The following is a 21,835-nucleotide window of genomic DNA, read 5'->3' on the forward strand; positions in this document are numbered from 1 at the left end:
CTCGGCACGATGTTAGCGCCCGTTCACCACAGGCGCTGCTGTGCTGTTGAGCACTCAGAGGGACTTCTGCAGCGCCGCGTCCTTGTCTAGTACGAGCTGCTCGAGTTCCGCCTGGAAGCGGGCCATGCGTTCCTGCAGCGAGGGGTCAGACGCGGCCAGCACGCGGACGGCCAGCAGGCCCGCGTTGCGTGCGCCGCCTACTGAGACGGTGGCCACCGGGACGCCTGCGGGCATCTGCACGATGGAGAGCAGCGAGTCCATGCCGTCGAGGTACTTGAGCGGTACCGGGACGCCGATGACCGGGAGCACGGTGGCGGAGGCGACCATGCCCGGGAGGTGGGCGGCGCCGCCGGCACCCGCGATGATCACCTTCAGGCCCCGCGCAGCAGCCGACGTCGCGTAGTCGAGCATGCGCTGCGGGGTGCGGTGCGCGGAGACGACGCTCACCTCGAACGGGACGTCGAACTCGGCGAGCGCCTCGGTGGCGGCTTTCATCACCGGCCAGTCCGAGTCGCTGCCCATGATCACGCCGACCTGAGTCACAGCCTCAGTCACTCCGAACTCCCGTGAATGTCGTAGCCGTCGTTCCACACACCGGTGGACAGCCAGTCCGCGGCCAGCCGCGCGCGGTGGCGGACCTCTGTCATGTCGTTGCCGAGGAACGTCACGTGCCCGATCTTGCGGCCCGGCCGTTCCTCCTTGCCGTACAGGTGCACGTGCGCGTCCGGGAACCGGGCGAACAGGTGGTGCACGCGCTCGTCCGGGCCCATCGCGGGCACGTCCTCGGCGCCCAGCACGTTCGCCATCACCACGGCCGGCGCCATCAGGTCGGTGCGGCCCAGCGGGTAGTCGAGGACGGCACGCAGGTGCTGCTCGAACTGGGACGTGCGCGCGCCTTCGATGGACCAGTGGCCCGAGTTGTGCGGGCGCATCGCGAGCTCGTTGACGACCACACCGTCGGCGGTCTCGAACAGCTCCACGGCCAGCACGCCCACCACGCCCAGCGCGTCGGCGACCTTCAGCGCCAGCTCCTGGGCCGCGGCACCGTCCAGAGCGGGCGCCGGCGCGAGGACCTCGACACAGATGCCTTCGGACTGCACGGTCTCGACGACCGGCCACGCCGCGCCCTGCCCGAACGGCGAGCGCGCCACCACGGCCGCCAGCTCGCGACGCATCGGCACGCACTGCTCGACCATCAACGGTGTCCCGGCCTCCAGCAGCTCGGGCACGACCAGCTCCGCGCTGTGCGGCTGGTTCAGCATCCACACGCCGCGCCCGTCGTAGCCGCCGCGGATCGCCTTCAGCACGCACGGCCACCCGTGAGCCCCGCCGAACCGGAGAACGTCACGCACGTCGTGGACCTCGGCGAACGGCGGCACCGGCAGGCCCAGCTCGGCCAGCCGCACGCGCATCTTCAGCTTGTCCTGCGCGTACTGCAGGGCGTCCGGACCGGGGTGCACCTTGACGCCCTCTGCGACCAGCGCGCGCAGGTGCTCCTCAGGCACGTGCTCGTGGTCGAACGTGACGACCTCGCAGCCCTTCGCGAACGCGCGCAACGCGTCGAGGTCTGTGTGCGTGCCGAGCACCACGTCCCGCGCGACCAGCGCGGCGGGGTCGTTCTCGGACACGGCGAGCACGCGCAGTGACTGGCCGAGCGGAATGGCGGCCTGGTGCGTCATGCGGGCGAGCTGCCCGCCGCCGATCATGCCGACGACTGGGAGACGGGTACGGGAGTCCACGGTTGAGGCAGCCTACCTGCAACTTCTGATCGGCTCGCGAGCAGAGCCAGCCTCTGCGCGGTGACGCTGCCCTCGGGTGCGGTGTGAATCACAAGCCGCTGGTCGTGCTCCGGGGCACCGAGCACCTCGCAGTCGAACTCCAGCAGGCCTGCGACCGGATGCCGCAGCCGCTTGCGAGCCGACCGACGCACCTTCACGCCGTGTTCCGCCCACAGCCGTGCGAACAGCGGGCTCGTCATCAACTCGTCGACCAACGGCTGCGCAGACGGCCGACGTGCCAGAGTCGCGCGCAGGTCGGCGACGTGAGCGCGGGCAACTCCTTCGCGGTCCTCCTCCGGAACCCAGCTCTCATCGCCGAGGAAGAACGCCCTGAGCAGGTTCCGGCCGGTGAAGTCGCCGAACACCAGCTCGGCGCGGGCCGTCCAGGCGAGCACGTCGCCGACGTCGGTGATCACCACCGCGAGGTCGTCACCGAGCCGGTCGAGCAGCAGCCGGATGCCGGGCCGCACCTCGTGCCCGGACGTGGGCTCCTCCGGCACGGCCTCACCTGCCAGGCGGAACAGATGCGCGCGCTCGTCGGAGGACAGCTCCAACGCTCGTGCGATGCCGTGCAGAACGGAGACCGAGGGGCGCGGACCACGGCCCTGTTCCAGCCGGGAGTAGTAGTCGACCGACATGCCCGCGGCTTCGGCCACCTCTTCCCGGCGCAGCCCCGGCGTGCGGCGGCGCCCACCGCCACGAGGCTCCATCCGTTCGCGGCAGCTGCGCAGGAAACCCGCCATGTCCAGCATGTCTCCACGGTAGCCAGGGATTCATCGACCCTGGCTGCGTCCGGCGAGCGGAACGACGCTGGACGCCATGAAGATCGCGATGACAGGTGCGACCGGACGAGTCGGCAGCAGGCTGCTGCCGCGGCTGCGCGAGCAGGGCCACGACGTGCGCACGCTGACCCACCGGCTGGCGGACACCAGGGCCGTCGAGGAGCTGGTGTCCGGTGTGGACGCCGTCGTGCACGTCGCCGCCGCCCTCCGCACGAGCACCGACTTCGAAGGCGTGAACGTCCACGGCACCAAGGCCCTCGCCGAGGCGGCCGGGAAAGTACCGCTGTTCGTCCACTTCAGCACGAACCTCGTCTACCCGGCCGGACTCGGCAGGCCCGCCACCGAGGACGACCCGACCGACCCCGCTCCCGCGTTCGGCGACTACCCCCGCACGAAGGCGCTGGGCGAACAGGCCGTGCTCGGCACCAGGGAAGCCACGATCCTCCGCCTGGCCTTCGTCTACGGCGACGGCGATCCGCACCTGGAGGAGTCGCTGCGCTGGGCCTCGACCTGGCCCGGTCACCAGCGGCTGCACATGGTGCATCACGCCGACGTGGCGCAGGCGGTCGGGAAGGTGCTCGAAGCCGGCGCCAGCGGGATCTTCAACATCGCCGACGACAGCCCGGCGACGGCCGTCGAGTTGCACCTGCTGAACGGCCTCACCCCCAGCGAGGAGGCCGTTCAGCAGGATTTCGACCCGTGGCACGGGATCGTGTCGACCAACCGCGCGCAACGGGAGATCGGCTTCCGCCCGCGCTATCCCTCCGCGTGGGCCTCGGCGGCCGCGGGCGTGCTCTGAGCGGGTTCCGCAGCGGGTTCCGCAGCGGGTTCGGCCGCGGGTTCGGCGTCGATGCGGCGGTGGCGGCGGGACGGCTTCCACCCACCGCCCCGGCGCAGCACCCGGAACGTCAAGGCGAACAGCACGGCGGCGAGCAGCGCGAACAAGCCGAACTCCATGACCTGGAAGATCCAGTACCGGCCGGCTGGCTGGTACTCGACGTACGTGCCGACCGCGGCTTTCGCGGCGCGCATGCAGCTGTTCGGGTTGACCAGGTTCTCGCACTGTTCGACCACCGGCACGGGACGGAGGTCGGCGCCCACGAACCCTTTGCCGAGTTCCAGCGCGTTCTGCGGAAGGTCGGGCCTGCTGTCCCAACGGGCGACAACGCGCTGCGCCGGCAGGTAGTGGTCCCGCACCACCACGGCTATCAGGGCACGGACCAGCGTGTAGAACACCAGCGTCGCCGCCATCGCCATCACCACGTGCCGGCACAACAGGCCGATGAGCACGCCGAGCGCGAACCCGAAGATCGCGTAGCCGGCCTGCACGAGCGGAGTGGCCTCGAACGCTCCCCACACCATCCGGTCGCCGCCGAAGCCGTCACCGAGCCCCACCAGCGCACCCAGCACGACGGCCAGCGAGCCGAGCACAAGTGCCTTGCCGCGCAACCACTTCGCGGGTGTCACGTCCTGGCCCCAGGCGACGAAGTAGGTGCGTTCCTCCAACTCGCGGGCGATCAGTGGCGCACCCCAGAACATGCCGATCACAGCGCCGAAGGCGAGCTGAACGATGAGGCCGTAGAAACCGGCCACCAGCATCGAGCCCACCTTCCCGCCCTCGGTCGAGATGAGGGTGTACGCGGCGACCAGTGCGAGGGTGGAGGTACCGAGGATGCTCCACCGGTGCTGCCGCCAGGTCAGCCAGACGAATGCGCTCATGCGGCACGCTCCAGGTGCGCCACAACGAGTTCCTCCAGCGTCACGTACCGCGCGGTCCACGGTTCGGCGATCTGCGTACCGCCGGAACGCACGAGGTATGAAGACTGCGAAGTGCTGTGCTTCGCGAGCACCACACGTCCCTCCACGGGTGCTGTCTCGGCGTGCGGGCCTGTGTAGAGAACGTGCTCTTCCAGCAACTCATCGGTGTCGCCGTCCACGAGCAACCGTCCGTCGGCAAGCAGCAGCAACCTGTCCGCCACACCACCGATCTCCGCGACGACGTGCGTGGAGAAGACCAGTGTCATGCCGTTGTCGCTCACCTCGGTCAGCAACTCACGCACTACTTTCCTGCGCGCCAACGGGTCCAATTCGGACAGTGGCTCGTCCAGCAACAGCACGTCGGGCCGGGATCCCAGTGCCAGCGCCAAAGTCACGTGCGTGCGCTGGCCGCCGGACAGGTCGCCGATCTGGAGCCTGCGCGGCACCTTGAACCTGGTGAGCCACTCGTCGGCGCGCTCGTGGTCCCAGACGTCGTTCATGCGGCGGCCGAACTCCAGCACGTCCGCGACCTTGAAACCCTTGTACATCGGCTTGTGCTGCGGCACGTACGCGACGCGGCCCGCGATGGACGCGTGCCCCGAATCCGGCGGCAGGTGCCCGGCCAGCACGTTCAGCAGCGTCGACTTGCCGGAGCCGTTGGCCCCCACCAAAGCCGTGACGCTGCCAGGTGGCAGCTCGAAGGAGACGTTCCGCACCGCCCACTTCGACACTTCGGCCGCAACCACGCTCATCGCGCTCCCCCACTCAGCACCTCGCGCACCAGCGCGTCGATGTCCTCGTCCTCCAACCCGGCGGAGCGTGCCTCCGTCACCCAGTCCACGAGCTTCTCGCGCAGCGGGCCGAGGTCCTCGGGGGCGGCGGTCCCCAGGGACGTCTTCACGAAGGTGCCAGAGCCCTGACGGGCTTCGACGAGGCCGGCGAGCTCCAGCTCGCGGTAGGCCTTGAGCACGGTGTTCGCGTTCACGCCGCTGGTCGCGACGACGTCGCGGACCGTCGGCAGGCGATCGCCCGGCTGCAACCAGCCGAGCCTCATGGCCTCCCTGACCTGCCGCCCTAGCTGCAGGTACGCGGGAAGACCGCTGCCTCGGTCGACGTGGAACTCGACCACACACACTCCCCAGATTGTTCTAGTGAACTAAGACAATAGAACACTTCTGGGCGCATCCGAAAGCGCACGCGGGGACCTTTCGTTCACCACGAGTGCACGAAAGGGCCCCGCGTGCGGTGGGGAGCGGGGAGAGAGTGGGCGCGGGACAGGGGGAGTCAGCGCCCAAGCGAGGTGAGGAGCTCGCACGCCTCGGCGTGCGTGTCCGGCAACCGCTCGATCCAGACCTTCGCGGGCCCGACCGGCCGCACGTTGGGGTCGTCGGCGAGCCGATCGGCGGCGAGAACGCGCAGGTTCGACACTCTGCGCGCGAGCAGTTCGTCACGGCGCACCAGCACCGCGGCCACGCACGGCCCGAGACTCGCCAACGTCTCGCCGCCGTCAAAGACCGTGCGCAACGCGTCGGACGCGAGTGTCATGGCGACCACGCGGGACCATCCCGACGCACGGTGCACGTCGAGGCGCAGCATCACGAGTGCGTAGTCGAGGGGTGCGACGGGAGTCTCCCGGTACACCTCGCCCAGCCGTGTGCGCAGGTACGCGGCTGTCGCCAGCCCGGTCAGAGGATCCTCGGCCGTGCAGTCGCCGGCCTGCTTCGTCACCACGTCCGCCCATCCCAGCGCTGTCATGCGCAGCATCCGTGAAGGGAGCGCGTCGACGTCCGGCGACACGACCTGCGACGCGTCGGTCAGCACGGCGTGCAGCGCGGCCAGATCCATCAACGTCTCCGTGAGGCCGGCCCCCGCCTCGGCGCGAGCGCGGCCCAGCCGGACCAGCGCGTCGCCGGGGTCGGTGTTCTCCAGCATCGCCGCGCACACCTCGTCGACCTCGGCGAGCGGCCAGTCTGCGGGGAACGCCCAGCCGGCAGCCATGGTGGCCGTCCGCCACCTCGACTTCAGCAGGCGTTCCGCTTGTGCGACACCCACCCGGTCTCCCTTCAGCTCTCGCGATTCCAGGTGGGAGACGCGCCCGTCGCTGGATCGTGACGCAACCCGCGCGGGGGATTGAGATGACTCCGCCAGGCGCCGTAAGTCACACTGAGCGCCGCGAGGAGGGAAACGAAGACTGTGGCGATCGTTCCTGCAGACGTCCAGGGGCCCAGCGACGCGGAACTCATCGAGTCCGTGCGCGGCGGGACCATCGACGCCTACGGCCAGTTGTACGAACGCCACGTCTCGGCGGCCTACAACCTCGCCCGCCAGTTGGCCCGATCGCAGGCCGAGGCCGACGACCTGGTCTCCGAGGCGTTCGCGAAGGTGCTGGACACGCTCCGTGCCGGTCGCGGCCCCGACTCGGCGTTCCGCGCGTACCTGCTCACGGCGCTGCGGCACACCGCGTACGACAAGACCCGCCGCGACAAGAAGGTCGACCTCACCGAGGACATGACCGACGTCGCGCCGGCGGTGCAGTTCAGCGACACCGCGGTGGCCGGGCTGGAGAAGTCGATGGCCGCCCGCGCGTTCGCCGCGCTGCCGGAGCGCTGGCAGATGGTGCTCTGGCACACCGAGATCGAGGGCCAGTCGCCCGCCGAGGTCGCCCCGCTGCTCGGGCTGACGGCCAACGGCGTGTCCGCGCTCGCCTACCGCGCCCGTGAGGGCCTCAAGCAGCAGTACCTGCAGATGCACCTGGCCCAGACGGACGCGGAACGCTGCAAGGCGACCGTCGACCGGCTCGGCGCCTGGACGCGCGCCGGCCTGTCCAAGCGCGAGGCGACCCAGGTCGAGGCGCACCTCGACGAGTGCGGCCGGTGCCGGGCGCTGGCCGCCGAACTCGCGGACGTCAACGGCGCGCTGCGGATCTTCGTCGCCCCGCTGGTCCTGGGCATCGGCGCCACGACCTACCTGGTGGCCGCGGGCTCGACGACGGCTGTCGTCGGCGCCGGTGCGGCCGCGGGTGGCGCGGGTGCGGTCGGTGCCTCGCTCCCCCGCCAGCTCGTGACCGTCGGTGGCTCCGCTGCCGCCGTGGCCGCGGCCGTCGTGATCGCGCTGACCGCGGGCGGCAGCAACCAGCAGGCGCCCGCGGTCCAGGCCATCGAGCCACCACCAGCGCAAACGCAGGTCCAGCAGCCTCCGGCACCGCAGCCGGTGCCACCGGTCCCGCCGGCCCCCACCACGGAGCAGCCGGTCCAGACGCCGACCCCGCCGCCCGCACCCGCGCCGACGCCGGCACCGGCTCCAGAGCCTCCCGCGCCGACTCCGGCACCGCAGCCCACGCCGCCGTCGCTGACGCCGACGACGCCGAGCGGATTCACGCTCACCCCCGGCGAGGAGCCGAAGGACTTCCCGATCACCGTCCGGAACACCGGCGGCACCGCGGCACCGCCCGCGGCGATGGTGCTGAACCTGCCGCCCGGCGTGCTGTCGACCGGCGGACTGTCGTCGTTCGCCGCCGCACGCCTGTTGCAACCGGACGGCTCGGCCGACCAGACGGTGAACTGCCCGGCCGGCAGCGGCACGATCACGTGCGCGACGCCGACGGGCATCGCGCCCGGTGGCCAGGCGACGTTCCTGTTCCGGCTGCGCGCGACGAACGACGCCGTGCCCGGCACGATCACCGGCACGATCAGCGCGGGAACGTCGATCTCGGTCAACGTCAGCGTCGAGGTCAACGTGCCGCCGGTGAACGACGACATCGAGCTCAGCGTGTCGACGTGGCACGAGGTCTACTGGGACCCGCGCGTGGACGTGCAGGTGCGCAACAAGGGCCCGCGGGCGGGCACGTTGAAGCTGGACGTGTCGGCGTCGGAGAACATCGTGATCTTCACGCCGTACCGGGACTGTCGGCGGACGGACAAGAACACCATCCACTGCGTCACCGACCTGGACAAGGACGCCAAGTTCCGCATGTCCATCTGGGCGTTCGGGTTGCCGCACCGGGGCGGGACGATCTCCGTCACGGCCACCCTGGGCAACGCGACCAAGTCCGTGACCGTCCCGTTCAGGACGCGGCCGGAACAGCCGCCGGGCGAGGTGGAGCCGAACCCGCCGACGTCCACGCCGACGCCGACGCCGACCACGGTGCCCCCGACCACCACGACCACTCCGCCGGTGAAGCCGACCGAGCCCTCGGACCCGACCAAGCCGGGCATCCCGATCGTGCCGACCGAGCCGATCCTGCCGCCGGTGCTCCCGCCGTCGACGACCGTGCCGACGCCGACCGTGCCACCGTCGACTCCTCCGACGACCACGCCACCACCGAGGTCGGAACCGTGCGAGCCGTGGCCGAGGCTGCTGCCGCCGCTGATCCCGGACCTGCTGGGCCTGCCGACCTGCGAGCCGCCGCGAAGTTGATCGAAAGTTGATCTTCGTTCGTCACTGAACGTGCAGGTCAGGTGGCTAACGGTCGCGAAAGGTAACACCCGGAGGCGGCCGCCGTTACCTTGATCCGTAAGCTGGCGCGGTGCTGCCAGTCGTTCGCCGAGCCATGAGCCGGCTGCCGGAACCGCTCCAGTTCCTGTTGCACAAGCACCGCGAGTTGATCCGGTTCGCGCTGGTCGGCGGCACAACGTTCATCATCGACAACGGCGTCTGGTACGCGCTGAAGCTCACCGTGCTGACCGACAAGGTCGTCACGGCGAAGGTCATCGGCGTGCTGGTGGCGATCATCGCCTCGTACGTGCTGTCGCGCGAGTGGTCGTTCCACACCCGCGGCGGCCGCGAGCGTCACCACGAGGCAGCGCTGTTCTTCCTGGTCAGCGGCTTGGGTGTGGCGATCAACATCGCACCGCTGTGGCTGTCGCGGCACCTGTTCGGCCTGCAGGCCCCCTTCGTCTCGGTGATGACCGAGGAGATCGCGGACTTCGCCTCCGGCTCGATCATCGGCATGCTGCTCGCAACCGGCTTCAAGTTCTGGGCGATGCGACGCTGGGTGTTCCCCGACGCCGGCGCTCGGCCGGACCGGCGCGTTCACCCGATCTCCGTAGACTCGTCCCGTGTCCCTAGCCGAAACAGTGGTCTCCCGGTTCCCGGAACCGATCCGGTCGATCGCGCTGAAGCATCGTGAACTAGTCAAGTTCGCCCTGGTCGGGGGCACGTGCTTCGTGATCGACACGGTCCTGTTCTTCGGGATCAAGACCGTCGTCCTGCCGAACAACCCGGTGACCGCGAAGATCATCGCGACCCTGGTCGCCACGATCGTCTCGTACATCCTGAACCGGGAGTGGTCCTTCAAGACCCGCGGTGGCCGCGAACGGCACCACGAGGCGCTGTTGTTCTTCCTGGTCAACGGCATCGGCATCGTGCTGAACTCGGCACCGCTGTACATCGCGCGGTACGCGTTCCACCTGCAGGAGCCGCACGTGTCGCGGCTCACCGAGGAGATCTCGGACTTCCTGAGCGCGCAGATCGTCGGCACGCTCGTCGCGATGGCCTTCCGCTGGTACGGGTACAAGAAGTGGGTGTTCCCCGATGAGAACGCGCGCTCGGGCCGTCCGGTCGACGAAGAAGAAGCGCTCGGCCACTCCTGAGTCATCGGGGTGTGCTCGGCGCCTTCCACGGTATGCCGACCACGTCGTGGGCCTTCGGGACCGGCAGGAACACCGCGAACGTCGCCGGCCGCGCCGTCGAGAGCTCCAACCGGCCACCGTCCGCGTCGACCAACGCCCGTGCGAGCGCCAGCCCCACACCGGTCGAGCCGCCGCCTGAGACGCCGCGTTCGAAGATGTGGGCCGCGAGGTCGTCGGGCACGCCGGAACCACCGTCGCTCACCTCGACCACGACCGTGCCCTCTTCGCTGCGTGCGGAGACGACGACGGAGCCCTCCCCGTGGCGCAGCGCGTTGTCCAGCAGCACGCCGATGGCCTCGCGCAGGCGGGCGGGCGTGGCGCGGGCCAGCAGGCCGTCGGGGACGCGGACGCGCAGGGTCCTGCCGTGGCTCTTGACCTGTTCGCGCCACTCCTCGGCGATGGCGTTCAGCGCGGGCCGCAGTTCCAGCGGTTCGGCGCCCACGGCCCTGGCCGCACGGGCGGCGGCCAGCAGCTCGTCGAGAACGGCGGCCAGGCGTTCGGCCTGTTCGAGAGCCGCGCGGGCTTCCAGAGCGGTGTCGGGTTCCGGGTGTTCGGCCAGGGCTTCGAGGCGCAGCTGGAGAGCGGTCAGGCGGCTGCGCAGCTGGTGGGAGACGTCGCCGACCAGTTCGCGTTCGCGTTGGACGAGACGGGCCAGCGCTGTGGCCGAGGTGTCGAGCGCCTCGGAGACCGCGTCCAGTTCGGGGATGTTGTAGCGCTGCTCGTCGGCGCGGAAGTCACCGGCGCCCAGGCGGGACGCGCGGGCGGCCACGTAGCCGAGCGGGCGGGCAAGCGTTTGCGCCGTCACCAGGGCCACGATGGTGCCGGTGCCGACGGACAGTGCGAGCAGGAGCAGCACCAGGCCGGTCACCTGGGCCTGGGTGGTGTGCATCGGGCCGGAGGGGATCTCCAGCCGGACGGTGCCCTGTTGCGCGATCGGCAGTTCGACGGTCAGCGGGTCGGTGCCGGGCGACGGGCCGGTGGTGCTGGTGACACCGCTGGACACGACGGTCAGCCGGCCGTCGGTGGGCACGACGATCTTCACGGCCTCGACGTCGATGCCCCGCCGGTTGGCGAGCTGGTCGTCGAGCGTGGTCGCGATCTGCTGGGCGCGTTCGGTCAGGTCGCCGCGGGCGGTGTCCTCGACGAGCTGCAGGGCCGTGTAGCCGAGCGGAATGCCGAGCACGAAACCCGTGACGGCGACGGCGAGCAGGATCGCCCGCAGGATCCGGCGGCGCATCAGTCGGCGTTGAAGCGGAAACCGCGGCCGCGCACGGTCGCGATGCGGCGCTCGGCCGAGTTCGGGGTGCCGTCACTGAGCTTCCGGCGCAGCCACGACATGTGCATGTCGAGCGTCTTGCTGCCCTTGAGGTCCGGGTCGTTCCACACCTCGGAGAGGATCTCGTCGCGGCTCACGACCTGCCCCGCGCGCTGGATCAGCACCTTGAGCAGTTCGAACTCCTTGTTCGCGAGCTGGATCTCCCCGCCGTCGACCGTGACGCGGCGAGCGGCCAGGTCGACGCGCACGCCGTTGACCTCCAACGTGCCAGGTGCCCGCCGGCGCAGCAGGGCCCGGATGCGGGCCATCAGCTCGGCGAGGCGGAACGGCTTGGCGACGTAGTCGTCGGCGCCCGCGTCCAGCCCGACCACGAAGTCGACCTCGTCGGCTCGTGCGGTGAGCATCAGCACGGGTATGCCTCTGCCGTTCTGGCGCAGCCTGCGGCACACCTCCAGTCCATCCATGCCGGGCAGGCCGAGGTCGAGCACCAGCAGATCGATGCCCCCCGCGATCGCGGCGTCGAAGGCACTCGGCCCGTCGCCCACGACCTGCACTGAGTAGCCCTCCCGCGTCAACGCGCGGGAAAGAGGTTCCGCAATGGCCGGATCGTCCTCGGCCAGCAACACCACGCTCACGGGCCCAGCGTATTCGTGGAACGATCGCCGCGTGTCACGCCACGATGCTGATCTCGAACTTGCCCTCCGCCTCGCCGACGCCGCCGACGCGATCACCTCCGCCCGATTCCGCGCTCACGACCTCGCCGTGGAGCGCAAGCCGGACCGCACGCCCGTGACCGACGCCGACGTCGCCGTCGAGGACGCCGTGCGCGCGGTGCTGGCCGCGGAACGCCCGGACGACGTCGTCATGGGCGAAGAGCGCGGCGGCACGCTGGACGCGTCACGCGTCTGGGTGCTCGACCCGATCGACGGCACCAAGAACTTCCTGCGCGGTGTGCCGATCTGGGCGACGCTGATCGCCCTGGTCGTCGACGGGGTACCGGTCGTGGGCGTCGTGTCCGCGCCCGCGCTGGGCCGTCGCTGGTGGGCTGCCGCGGGCGGTGGCGCGTTCGCGTCGGACGCTTCCGGCGACCGCGCGATCTCCGTGTCCGGGGTGCGCTCTCTCGAGGACGCTTACGTGTCGACCACGGACATCAAGTCGTGGGTGGAGTACCACTCACGCGAGGCGTGGCTGCGGTTGGTCGACGCGACCTGGGAGAGTCGCGCGTTCGGCGACTTCTACCAGCACTGCCTGGTCGCAGAGGGTGCGATCGACCTGGCGCCCGAGTGCGTGGCGAACCCGTGGGACATCGCCCCGTTCCAGGTGCTGGTGACCGAGGCGGGTGGCCGTTTCACCTCACTGGACGGTGAGGAGCGCTACGACGGCGGCAGCGTGCTGACGTCGAACGGCCACCTGCACGAGGCCGCGCTCAAGCTGTTGGCGCGGTAAGACTTCCGCGCGCGACCTGGGCCCAGGCCAGCCGGCCGAAGAGGTAGTGGCACGCCACGCTCTCGTCGTCGAACCGGGCCCAGTCGTAGCGGTTGCCCTGCTCCTGCCAGAACACCTCGTAGCCCTTGACCACGTCGTCGTCGGTCTCGGTGAGGAGGCACCAGCGCTGGTCCGCCTCCTCGCCGATGCTGACGACGTCGTCCGGCACGCCGATCTTCGTCAGCCACTCCGGCAGGCTCTCGACGTTCATGCGGTGATCTCCGTGAGGTAGCCGAGCGCGACGAGGTCAGCGACGGGATAGGTTGTGCGGTAACGACTTCCGCCGCCGGGCTGGCCGAACCACGGCGCGCTGATCGTGCGGTGGACGGGCAGTTCCTTCACGACGCGGTACCGGCGGTAGCCCTCGTCGAGCGCGGCCGGCGGCAGCGAACGTTGCGCGAACGGCGTGGCCGCCTGGGACAGCACGCGGCCTTCCGGCGTGCCGAACCGGTCGAGCTCCACGCCCTCCTTGAGAACCTCCGGCTGGCTGTCCTCGTAGCCGCCCTCGCGTTCGACCGGCCAGCGCGGGGTGCCGTCCTCGTGCTGGAACAGGCTTTCCCAGTCGCGTTCGTGCATGCCGGCCAGCGCGTCGTAGCCGGCCGTGAGTTCCTGCACGACCGGGTGATCCTTGCCGAGGCCGTCGGTGGTCGCCATCGGGTGCGATGCCGTGGTGGCGACGAGTTCGGCCTGCGGGTGGTCCTGCGGGGCGAACCGCGGCACCTGCCGCTCGTCGTCCCGCTGAGCCAGGGCCGGGAGCTGCCTGGCCGGCTTCGGAGCGAGCCGCGGAGCCTGCCCGGCGGACAGGAAGATCGCCATGAACCAGCTGCCGGCCGCGACCGCGGTGTAGCTGTGGCGGACGATGTCGCCGACGAGGCCGGGGTTGACCAGGGCCTGGGACTGCTCGCGGTTCTCGAGGCGATCGGTGAGGGCACCGCCGAGGTCCACGCCCGCCAACGGAGCCGCCGGCGCGGTGATGGTGTCGCCGACCTGGCGCGCGCCGCGCTCCTCCACGGCCGAACCGTCGGAAGAACCGTCCTGCAGGGCGTCCAGCGCGTCCTTCGTCAGATCCTTGGCACCGGCATCCTTGACGGCCGTCTGCGGGCCCTGTGCCGAACCGGAAGCCTGCGTGCCGGGCGAAGCCTGACCCGGTTGGCCAGTTCCTTGCACCTGACCGGCCTGGCTGCTCGCCTGACCACCGAACTGGCTCGCCTGGCCGGTGGCCGGCACCGCGCCCGGCGCGCCCGTCTTGCCGGACACCACCTGCGAGCCCGACTTGGCCTCTCCGGCCTTCGCCTCGCCGACCTTGGCCTCGACCGCCTTCGCCTCCGCCGCAGCCTTGGCGTCGGCGGCCTTGGCGGCCTGCTGACCGGCCTGTCCCTGCTGCGCCTGCTGACCGGCGGCCTGGGCGGCACCCTGCTGTCCGGCGACCGCACCGACCTGCGAACCGGCGACCGGAGCCGCCGACGGCACACCGCCCACAGCACCGCCCACGGCACCGACGGGTCCACCCATCGGCCCGCTCACCGGCGCGCCACCCATCGGCGCGCCGCCCATCGGCGGACCGGTGGGAGCGGTCGGTGCCGCGGGAGCGGAAGCCTGAGGTGCGGCAGCGGTCTGGGACGGCACGTCGCCGCGGATCAGCGGCTGTTCCAGAACGGCCGCCGAAGCCTGCGTCGTGCCCTCGGCGATCGGGCCGAGCGAGCCGTGGACGCTCGGGATCACGTCCGCCACCACGTGCGCGGCGGGCGGGGCGACCGGACCGACCACCTGACCCACATCGGCCACGACACCCGGCAGCCCCTGAGGCCTGCCCTCGCCCTGACCAGGACCGTCGCCACGACCGGGACCATCACCCTGGCCGTTGCCGTCGCCACGACCATGTCCATCGGCCGTCTCGAACACCGGTCCGACAGCGTCACGACCACCGGGCACCGCGTCGACGACCGGCTGGACCACAGCCGCAGCGGGCGCGGTCACGGGCGCGGCGGCGTCCAGAATCGGCGCGGCGGCATCGGTCACCGCACCGACAACGGGCGCGACAGGTGCTGTCACAGCACCAACAACAGGAGCCACCGGAGCAGTCACGGCGCCAACGACAGGAGCGACCGTCTCGGTCACCGGAGCGACCACGGCGGCAACGGGCTCAACGATCGGCGCGACCACACCGGCGACCGGAGCCACCACACCGCCGACGATGTTCGTGACCGGGGACAACAACCCACCGCCACCACCGCCGGGCCCGTGGGCACCGGGCGCGGTGTTGACGGGCTGCGAGCCCTGGGTCATGTCCACGCCGCTGTCCAGACGGATGGCGGAGGACAACGTGTTGTGGAGGTTCGCGACGTTGGCCGCGGCACCTCGGGTCAGCGTGTCGAGGCCGAGCAACGCGTTGGGGTTGCCCGCACTGGCAGAAGCGTTCGCGGCGTCGTTGTTCTTGGCCAGCGTCACGAGCTCGCGCACGATCTCGACCTTGGCGGCCCCGACCTGCTTCGCGGCGTGGTCGAGCCGATCAGCGGCGGCGTGACACCCACGAGCAGCCCGCTGCAGGTCGCCGTCCGGAGCCACGACCTTCGCCCAACGCCCACGCGCCGCGTCCCCGGTGGAGCCCGTCAGCCCGTTCAGAGCATGCGTGGCGGCCCCGTCGGACGAGGTGCCCAATCCTTTGATCTTGTCGCCGGCCTCACGCCAGGCAGTGGCGCTGGACCGCATGGCGTCCTCGTCGGCCTTGGGCCACGAAACGCCGGCCTTGGCCGCGACCGCGGCGAGTTCGGCGGGAAGCTCGATGCCCATGTCAGCCGTCCAACCTTCTCATCGCGGACGAGTTGCTCTGCTCGACGTGCCGGTACGTCTCAGCCGTCGCAGCGAGCTTGTCGCCCACGTCCCCCAACGTCGTCGCAAGCCCGGACAACGCCCCTGCCGCGTCCCCGGACGGCTTCTCGTGCGAAGCGGCAAAACTGCGCCCCACCGCGTCATCACCCCAGCAAACGCCGAACGCGGCCAGCGCCTTGTCCAACGTCCCCGCGATCTCGCCTGCCTGCCCGGCAAACCCGCGCAACTCACGCGCCCCGGCATCCAGTCGATCGAGATCGGCCCCGTACCCGGTCATCAGACCCTCCTGTTGATGAGCTCGGAGTCGAGCCAGCTCTCCCGCTGCTCGTTGTCCTCGTCGTCATCGACCCGACGACGAGCAGGTTGCTGAGCCACCTGAGGTTCGTACTCGGCAGGAGCCAGATCGGCAGTCCCGGCCACCAGCGCGGCAGGGTCGGCAGCAGCAGGCAACACCGTGCTCAACGCCTTGTAGGTGTCCTCGGCAGCGGAAGCAGCAGCCGCAGCCACAGTCCGCACGATCAACTCGGCCAACTGCTCAGGCCGATGCCGCCGATAGGCCAGCTCGGACAACTCCAACCCCGCGAGCTTCCCGCCAGGCCCGACAACAGCCCTGACCGTCCCGTCCGGACTGGAAGCCTCCCCGGACACAGCAGCCAGCTCCCGCTGAACAGTCGCAAGCTGCTCGCGGCTGCGCCGATAGTCGGCCAGCAGCTCCTCGACCTGCGCACGGTGGTCGTCCACCGAGTCCCCCTCACACGCATAGCCCTGGGCTCGGGCTCTAGGACGCCGTCGCCCTTAGATCGGTTCCCAGCGATTTCAGTTACTACGATCAACGCGTGATCGCCTTCGAGGATCTGCCTGCAGGCCGAATCATCCCGCTCGGCGAGGTAATCGTCGACCGGGACGACATGGTCGACTTCGCCAAGAAGTTCGACCCCCAGCCGTTCCACCTGGACGACGAAGCGGGCCGCAACTCCATTTTCGGCGGTTTGTCCGCCTCAGGCTGGTACACAGCCTCCCTCTGGATGCGCAGCTGGGTCGACGTAATCCTGTCCGACTCCACCTCGCAAGGCTCCCCAGGCGGCCGCGAACTCTCCTGGCTGGCCCCGGTCTACCCAGGCGACACCCTGACCTTCGCCGCCGAGGTGCTCAGCGCCCGCCTCTCAAAATCCCGCCCAACCCTCGGCCTGGTGGAGTTCGCAGGCACCGCCCACCGAGGCGACGAACTGGTCTACCGCTTCATCGCAACAGGCATGTTCACCACACGCGGCTGATCAAGCCCGATGCCGCAGGCGAGGCGACCCGATGGCGAAGCCGAGGCGTCTTTAACGCTTGAAACGGGAGGTTCCGGTGGGTGGTCCCGTCACGAGTCGTGCCTCAGCTCTTGCCACACCCGAACCGCACCACCTACGCAACGCAACGCCGCCCAAAGCAACAGGCGTGCCATCAACCCGCTGACGGCATGGGACAGGTCCTTGATCAGATTGGCGGGGTCCGGGGCGGAGCCCCGAAATCCCTAAACAGGAACCCTCGGTGCCAACCGGACCACCGCACCCACCGCAGTCACCGCAGTCACTTAGAAAGCGCCCGAACCACCCGAGAAGGACTGGGCCGCCCCAACTGCTCAGCCATCCAAACCGACGTCTCAACCAGCCGATCCAGATCGACCCCGGTCTCAACCCCAAGCCCGTCCAACATCCACACAAGATCCTCAGTAGCCAGGTTCCCGGTAGCCGACTCCGCATACGGGCACCCACCCAGCCCACCAGCCGACGAGTCCACAGTCGTGACCCCACAACGCAATGCGGCCAACGTGTTCGACAACGCCTGCCCATACGTGTCGTGAAAATGAACAGCCAACGACGAAACATCCCGGAACCCCTCCAAAAGGGACTCCACCTGCCCAGGCGTGGCCACACCGATCGTGTCCCCAAGAGACAACTGCGAACAGCCCATCTCCAGCAGCCGCTCCCCGACCGCCACCACCTGGCCCCGCGAAACCGGCCCCTCCCAAGGATCCCCGAAACACATCGACACGTACCCGCGAACATCCAGCCCAGCGGCCAACGCCCGCGAAACCGTCGGCTCGAACATCTCGAACTGCGAGTCCAACGTCCGATTCAGGTTCCGAGAAGCAAACGTCTCCGTGGCCGACGCGAAGATCGCGATGTGCGAGACCCCGGCCTCCAACGCCCGGTCCAACCCACGCTCGTTCGGCACCAGCACCGGGTAAACCACCCCAGGCCGCCGATCCAACCCGGCCAACAACTCGGCAGCATCAGCCAACTGAGGCACCCACTTGGGATGCACGAACGAAGTCGCCTCCAAAACGGACAGTCCCGCGTCCGCCAGGCGAGCCAGGAACTCCAGCTTCACCGAGACCGGCACCACCACCGACTCGTTCTGCAGCCCGTCCCGAGCCCCGACCTCCCAGATCGTCACCCGCGAGGGCAACGACCCGGACGGAACGACATCCGGCAAACCAACCTCACGCGCGCCCATCAACAGTCCTCGGGTGGAAGTCGTCATCGGGGTTGTCGTTGACCTCGCGGTACAACAGGGAGTGCACCCGCTCCACGGCCGGGATGTCGTCGAACTCCAAGGGCTCGTCCGACGCCGACTCGATGATCAGCGTGCCGCAGCCCAGCACCCGGTCGAGCAGGCTGTGCTCGAACCGGACGCTGTTGACGCGCGACAGGGGGATGTCCAGGCCGGTGCGCTTGAACACGCCCTCGCGCGCCATCACGCGGTCCGACGTGACGATGAAGTGCGTCGTCCGCCAGCGCACCACCGGGGTGATGGTCAGCCACATGATCAGCACGACACCGGCCACGGCCAGCGCCACCCACGCGATGGTGGCCCACGACTGGTCCACGACGAGTCCGGCCAGGTAGGTGCCGATCGCCACCACCACCAGCAGCCAGAACACCGGGAAGATCAGCATCTTCCAGTGGGGGTGCTTGTGGATCACGACGTGCTCGCCTGAGCTCAGCAGGTCGTCGGGATAGGCCATGAGCCAACCCTAATCACGCCGGACGCAAATGCACCACGTCACCTGCGGACACGCCGTGGTCCACCCCGTCGGTGCCACGCACGACCAGCGTGCCGTCGGGCTCGATGCGCTGCGCCACACCCAGAAGCTGCACGCCGCCGGCCAGTTCCACGCGCACGCGCTCGCCGACCGTTGCCGAGTGCTCCTGGTACTCCTCCAGCACGCCGGACTCGAGCGCGTCGCCGCCGTTCTTGCGCCACACGCCTTCCAGCTGGGCCAGCTCGACCAGCAGCCGGAACGCCAGCTCGCCTCGATCCAGTTCGGCGGCGCCCACGTCCTCCAGCGACGTCGGCGCGAGGCCGCCCGGCGCGGGCTGCACGTCGTCCGGCAGCTTCGCCACGTTCAGTCCGATGCCGACGACGACGGCCTGCGCGACGCCGGCGGTGATCTCGGACAGGATCCCGGCGCCCTTCTCCGCCTTCGGGCCGAGCAACAGGTCGTTCGGCCACTTCAGCGAGGCTTCGACACCAACCGATTGGGCGACGCGCACCAACGCCAGACCGGCGATCAGGTTGAGCCACGGCAACTGTCGCGGCGGCACGTCGGTCGGCCGGAACAGCACGCTGACGTACAGCCCGCCCTGCGGCGACGACCAGGTGCGGCCACGACGGCCCTGCCCGGCGGTCTGCTCCAGCGCGATCAGCACGGTGCGATCCGCCGCGCCGGCCGCGGCGGCTGCGGCCAGGTCCGCGTTCGTGGACTGAGTGGTGTCCACGACGTCAAGAGCGGCGTACGGGCCGTTGGGTGCTACCAGCCGTGCGCGCAGCGCCTCGGCGTCGAGTGCGGTGTCCATCGCGCCAGGCTATTGGAACGAGAGAGGGTACGTGCGATCAGAGATGACCAACAGATTGCCGTGACCTGGACAACTGCACGGGGCAGTTCAGCAATGCTCTCGTTAGGCTGCGGGCCCATGAGCAGTGCGACCGAGCCGATCGGGCACGTCCCCACCGACGCTTCAGGCGTCCCGGACGTCCACACCACCGCGGGCAAGCTCGTTGACCTCTACCGGCGCAACGACGAGGCGGTTCACGCCGGCTCGGCACGCGCGGTCGAAAAGCAGCACGCGAAGGGCAAGAAGACAGCCCGCGAGCGCATCGACCTCCTGCTCGACCCCGGATCGTTCGTCGAGCTGGACGAACTCGCCCGGCACCGGTCCACGAACTTCGGCCAGGAGAAGAACCGCCCGTACGGCGACGGCGTGGTGACGGGCTACGGCACCGTCGACGGCCGTCCGGTGTGCGTGTTCTCCCAGGACGTCACGGTCTTCGGCGGCTCGCTCGGCGAGGTGTACGGCGAGAAGATCGTCAAGATCATGGATCTGGCGATCAAGACCGGCCGCCCGATCGTCGGCATCAACGAGGGCGGCGGCGCGCGCATCCAGGAGGGCGTCGTCTCGCTCGGCCTCTACGGCGAGATCTTCACCCGCAACGTCCGCGCGTCCGGCGTGATCCCGCAGATCTCGCTGATCATGGGCTCCAACGCGGGCGGGCACGTCTACTCCCCAGCGCTGACCGACTTCGTGGTGATGGTCGACCAGACCTCGCACATGTTCATCACCGGCCCGGACGTCATCAAGACGGTCACCGGCGAGGACGTGACGATGGAGGAGCTGGGCGGCGGTCGCACGCACAACACCAAGTCCGGCAACGCGCACTACCTCGGCAACGACGAGGAAGACGCGATCGCGTACGTCAAGGAACTGCTGTCCTACCTGCCGTCGAACAACCTCTCGGACACGCCCGCGTTCGAGGGCACGCTGGCCGAGGGTTCACTCACCGACGCCATCACGGACGAGGACCGCGAGCTCGACACGCTCATCCCGGACTCCGCGAACCAGCCGTACGACATGCACGAGGTCATCAACCGCGTGCTCGACGACGGCGACTTCCTGGAAGTCCAGCCGCTGTTCGCGCCGAACATCCTGGTCGGCTTCGGCCGCGTGGACGGCCAGAGCGTCGGTGTCGTCGCGAACCAGCCCACGCAGTTCGCCGGCTGCCTCGACATCGACGCCTCCGAGAAGGCCGCGCGGTTCGTGCGCACCTGCGACGCGTTCAACATCCCGGTGCTGACGTTCGTCGACGTGCCCGGCTTCCTGCCCGGCACCGACCAGGAGTGGAACGGCATCATCCGCCGCGGCGCCAAGCTGATCTACGCCTACGCCGAGGCCACCGTCCCACTGGTCACCGTGATCACGCGCAAGGCGTACGGCGGCGCGTACGACGTCATGGGCTCCAAGCACCTCGGCGCGGACATCAACCTCGCGTGGCCGACCGCGCAGATCGCCGTGATGGGCGCCTCGGGTGCCGCGAACATCGTGCACCGCAAGACTCTCGCGGCGGCCGCTGCCAACGGTGAGGACGTCGACGCCCTGCGCGCGCAGCTCCAGCAGGAGTACGAGGACACGCTGTGCAACCCGTACGTGGCCGCTGAGCGCGGGTACGTCGACTCGGTGATCCCGCCGTCGTACACCCGCGGTTACGTGGCGCGGGCGCTGTCGATGCTGCGGGACAAGCGGGAGACGCTGCCGCCCAAGAAGCACGGGAACATCCCGCTGTGACCGCGCCGGACGAGAAGCCGCGGGAAAAGCCGATGCTCAAGGTCGTCAAGGGCACGCCGGACGACTACCAGCTGGCGGCGCTGACGGCTGTCATCGCGGGGCTGGCTTCGGCCGCCCCCGCCGAGGACAAGCCCGCGCGACGTTCGGAGTGGGCGAACCCGGCACGCCGGGTTCGCCGGCCGTTGCAGCACGGACCGGGTGCCTGGCGCGCATCCGGCTTCCCCGGCTGATTTGGCGTCTGCAAGTACCACCAACAGCCCTTGTTGGTGGTACTTGCAGACGCCGTTCAGCAGTCGACCCGGCGACTGGTGACGTTGAGGCCGACGGCGACTTCGCGACAGCGGACCTCGCCGTCCACCTCGAGCTTCAGCGTCCAGAACTCGCTGCCGTACGCATCGGTCTTCCTCAGCACCCGCACGTTGTCGTGGTCGACCGGCTGGTGGTCGCGCACGGCGGACACGACCTGGCTGAGCAGCGCGTTCTCCGCGCGGTCCGCGGTGTCGGCGAACGGCCACACCGGGACTCCATAGCCAATGGGGTCGCTCGCGAGCACGCTTCCAACGGCCCACGATCCAATGAGGCCGCCGAGCACGACGAGCAGGGCCGCGATCCGTCTGCGCTTGCCTTCGCGATCGGAACCGCGTTCGGTGAGGACAAGCACCCAGCGCTTCACTTGGTCGAGGGTGCC

General features: G+C 69.8%; 25 protein-coding genes. 8 read left to right on the top strand and 17 right to left on the bottom strand.

The window, feature by feature from the left end; all coding sequences use genetic code 11:
* Positions 1–54: 54 nt before the first annotated feature.
* The 3 genes from purE to SK803_RS25610 are packed head-to-tail and all read right to left on the bottom strand — an operon-like array spanning position 55 to position 2,530.
* Positions 55–543, bottom strand: coding sequence for a 5-(carboxyamino)imidazole ribonucleotide mutase (gene purE, locus SK803_RS25600; protein WP_319968666.1), 489 nt, complete (start codon positions 541–543; stop codon positions 55–57).
* An 8-nt stretch (positions 544–551) separates the two neighbouring features.
* Positions 552–1,739 carry a 5-(carboxyamino)imidazole ribonucleotide synthase gene (locus SK803_RS25605; RefSeq protein WP_319968632.1) on the bottom strand — a complete coding sequence of 396 codons (1,188 nt, stop codon included), beginning with the start codon at positions 1,737–1,739 and terminating at the stop codon, positions 552–554.
* Entirely contained in the window at positions 1,703–2,530 is an 828-nt protein-coding gene (locus SK803_RS25610) for a helix-turn-helix domain-containing protein (RefSeq protein WP_319968633.1), read from the bottom strand. The genes SK803_RS25605 and SK803_RS25610 overlap by 37 nt, the downstream gene beginning before the upstream one ends.
* Positions 2,531–2,597: 67 nt before the next feature.
* Here SK803_RS25610 and SK803_RS25615 point away from each other — a divergent pair, with 67 nt between their 5' ends.
* Positions 2,598–3,359 (top strand): NAD-dependent epimerase/dehydratase family protein, encoded by a 762-nt coding sequence (locus SK803_RS25615; protein ID WP_319968634.1) that lies wholly within the window; start codon positions 2,598–2,600, stop codon positions 3,357–3,359.
* Here SK803_RS25615 and SK803_RS25620 read toward each other — a convergent pair.
* The 4 genes from SK803_RS25620 to SK803_RS25635 all read right to left on the bottom strand — a co-directional run bounded on the left by SK803_RS25620 (position 3,317) and on the right by SK803_RS25635 (position 6,370).
* Positions 3,317–4,279 carry a hypothetical protein gene (locus tag SK803_RS25620; RefSeq protein WP_319968635.1) on the bottom strand — a complete coding sequence of 321 codons (963 nt, stop codon included), beginning with the start codon at positions 4,277–4,279 and terminating at the stop codon, positions 3,317–3,319. The genes SK803_RS25615 and SK803_RS25620 overlap by 43 nt on opposite strands.
* The gene (locus SK803_RS25625) at positions 4,276–5,070 is read right to left on the bottom strand and encodes an ABC transporter ATP-binding protein (RefSeq protein ID WP_319968636.1); all 795 of its coding nucleotides are present in this window, start codon (positions 5,068–5,070) and stop codon (positions 4,276–4,278) included. The genes SK803_RS25620 and SK803_RS25625 overlap by 4 nt, the downstream gene beginning before the upstream one ends.
* Positions 5,067–5,447, bottom strand: coding sequence for a GntR family transcriptional regulator (locus tag SK803_RS25630; RefSeq protein WP_319968637.1), 381 nt, complete (start codon positions 5,445–5,447; stop codon positions 5,067–5,069). The genes SK803_RS25625 and SK803_RS25630 overlap by 4 nt, the downstream gene beginning before the upstream one ends.
* A gap of 155 nt (positions 5,448–5,602) precedes the next feature.
* The gene (locus tag SK803_RS25635) at positions 5,603–6,370 is read right to left on the bottom strand and encodes a GGDEF domain-containing protein (RefSeq protein ID WP_319968638.1); all 768 of its coding nucleotides are present in this window, start codon (positions 6,368–6,370) and stop codon (positions 5,603–5,605) included.
* A gap of 141 nt (positions 6,371–6,511) precedes the next feature.
* Here SK803_RS25635 and SK803_RS25640 point away from each other — a divergent pair, with 141 nt between their 5' ends.
* The 3 genes from SK803_RS25640 (at position 6,512) to SK803_RS25650 (ending at position 9,909) form a co-directional block, all read left to right on the top strand.
* Entirely contained in the window at positions 6,512–8,734 is a 2,223-nt protein-coding gene (locus SK803_RS25640) for a sigma-70 family RNA polymerase sigma factor (protein ID WP_319968639.1), read from the top strand.
* Positions 8,735–8,846: 112 nt separating this feature from the next.
* Positions 8,847–9,446, top strand: a complete 600-nt coding sequence (locus SK803_RS25645; protein ID WP_406601580.1) for a GtrA family protein — start codon at positions 8,847–8,849, stop codon at positions 9,444–9,446.
* Entirely contained in the window at positions 9,376–9,909 is a 534-nt protein-coding gene (locus SK803_RS25650; protein ID WP_406601577.1) for a GtrA family protein, read from the top strand. Before SK803_RS25645 ends, SK803_RS25650 begins: the two co-directional genes overlap by 71 nt.
* Before the next feature lies 1 nt (position 9,910).
* Here the strand turns inward: SK803_RS25650 and SK803_RS25655 are convergent, their stop codons facing one another.
* Together SK803_RS25655 and SK803_RS25660 are read right to left on the bottom strand one after the other, a co-directional pair.
* Positions 9,911–11,185, bottom strand: a complete 1,275-nt coding sequence (locus SK803_RS25655; RefSeq protein WP_319968640.1) for an ATP-binding protein — start codon at positions 11,183–11,185, stop codon at positions 9,911–9,913.
* Positions 11,185–11,859: a response regulator transcription factor gene (locus SK803_RS25660; RefSeq protein ID WP_319968641.1), complete on the bottom strand. Its 675-nt coding sequence runs from the start codon at positions 11,857–11,859 to the stop codon at positions 11,185–11,187. The genes SK803_RS25655 and SK803_RS25660 overlap by 1 nt, the downstream gene beginning before the upstream one ends.
* A gap of 31 nt (positions 11,860–11,890) precedes the next feature.
* On the opposite strand from SK803_RS25660, the gene hisN reads away from it, so the two are divergent.
* Entirely contained in the window at positions 11,891–12,670 is a 780-nt protein-coding gene (gene hisN / locus SK803_RS25665) for a histidinol-phosphatase (RefSeq protein WP_319968643.1), read from the top strand.
* On the opposite strand, the gene SK803_RS25670 is transcribed toward hisN, so the two are convergent.
* The 4 genes from SK803_RS25670 to SK803_RS25685 are packed head-to-tail and all read right to left on the bottom strand — an operon-like array spanning position 12,651 to position 16,279.
* Positions 12,651–12,920, bottom strand: coding sequence for an HAD family hydrolase (locus tag SK803_RS25670; RefSeq protein WP_319968644.1), 270 nt, complete (start codon positions 12,918–12,920; stop codon positions 12,651–12,653). The genes hisN and SK803_RS25670 overlap by 20 nt on opposite strands.
* A complete protein-coding gene (locus SK803_RS25675; RefSeq protein ID WP_319968645.1) occupies positions 12,917–15,499 on the bottom strand; it encodes a TNT domain-containing protein in 2,583 nt (860 codons plus the stop codon). Before SK803_RS25675 ends, SK803_RS25670 begins: the two co-directional genes overlap by 4 nt.
* A gap of 1 nt (position 15,500) precedes the next feature.
* A complete protein-coding gene (locus SK803_RS25680) occupies positions 15,501–15,815 on the bottom strand; it encodes a hypothetical protein (protein WP_319968646.1) in 315 nt (104 codons plus the stop codon).
* Positions 15,815–16,279, bottom strand: coding sequence for a YbaB/EbfC family nucleoid-associated protein (locus SK803_RS25685; protein ID WP_319968647.1), 465 nt, complete (start codon positions 16,277–16,279; stop codon positions 15,815–15,817). The genes SK803_RS25680 and SK803_RS25685 overlap by 1 nt, the downstream gene beginning before the upstream one ends.
* Before the next feature lie 95 nt (positions 16,280–16,374).
* On the opposite strand from SK803_RS25685, the gene SK803_RS25690 reads away from it, so the two are divergent.
* Positions 16,375–16,812 carry a MaoC family dehydratase gene (locus SK803_RS25690; protein WP_319968648.1) on the top strand — a complete coding sequence of 146 codons (438 nt, stop codon included), beginning with the start codon at positions 16,375–16,377 and terminating at the stop codon, positions 16,810–16,812.
* A gap of 298 nt (positions 16,813–17,110) precedes the next feature.
* On the opposite strand, the gene SK803_RS25695 is transcribed toward SK803_RS25690, so the two are convergent.
* The 3 genes from SK803_RS25695 to SK803_RS25705 are packed head-to-tail and all read right to left on the bottom strand — an operon-like array spanning position 17,111 to position 19,383.
* Positions 17,111–18,040 carry a hydroxymethylglutaryl-CoA lyase gene (locus SK803_RS25695; RefSeq protein ID WP_319968649.1) on the bottom strand — a complete coding sequence of 310 codons (930 nt, stop codon included), beginning with the start codon at positions 18,038–18,040 and terminating at the stop codon, positions 17,111–17,113.
* Positions 18,027–18,551, bottom strand: coding sequence for a PH domain-containing protein (locus SK803_RS25700; protein ID WP_319968650.1), 525 nt, complete (start codon positions 18,549–18,551; stop codon positions 18,027–18,029). Before SK803_RS25700 ends, SK803_RS25695 begins: the two co-directional genes overlap by 14 nt.
* A 13-nt stretch (positions 18,552–18,564) precedes the next feature.
* On the bottom strand, positions 18,565–19,383 hold the full coding sequence (locus tag SK803_RS25705; RefSeq protein WP_319968651.1) for a biotin--[acetyl-CoA-carboxylase] ligase: 819 nt from the start codon (positions 19,381–19,383) through the stop codon (positions 18,565–18,567).
* Between the two features lie 117 nt (positions 19,384–19,500).
* On the opposite strand from SK803_RS25705, the gene SK803_RS25710 reads away from it, so the two are divergent.
* On the top strand, positions 19,501–21,147 hold the full coding sequence (locus SK803_RS25710) for an acyl-CoA carboxylase subunit beta (protein WP_319968652.1): 1,647 nt from the start codon (positions 19,501–19,503) through the stop codon (positions 21,145–21,147).
* A gap of 32 nt (positions 21,148–21,179) precedes the next feature.
* On the top strand, positions 21,180–21,377 hold the full coding sequence (locus SK803_RS25715; RefSeq protein ID WP_319968669.1) for an acyl-CoA carboxylase subunit epsilon: 198 nt from the start codon (positions 21,180–21,182) through the stop codon (positions 21,375–21,377).
* 56 nt (positions 21,378–21,433) lie between these two features.
* Here SK803_RS25715 and SK803_RS25720 read toward each other — a convergent pair whose 3' ends face one another.
* A complete protein-coding gene (locus SK803_RS25720) occupies positions 21,434–21,820 on the bottom strand; it encodes a hypothetical protein (protein ID WP_319968653.1) in 387 nt (128 codons plus the stop codon).
* Positions 21,821–21,835: the final 15 nt, after the last annotated feature.

It is taken from the genome of Lentzea miocenica (assembly GCF_033949945.1).
In the GTDB taxonomy this organism is placed as follows: Bacteria; Actinomycetota; Actinomycetes; order Mycobacteriales; family Pseudonocardiaceae; genus Lentzea; species Lentzea miocenica.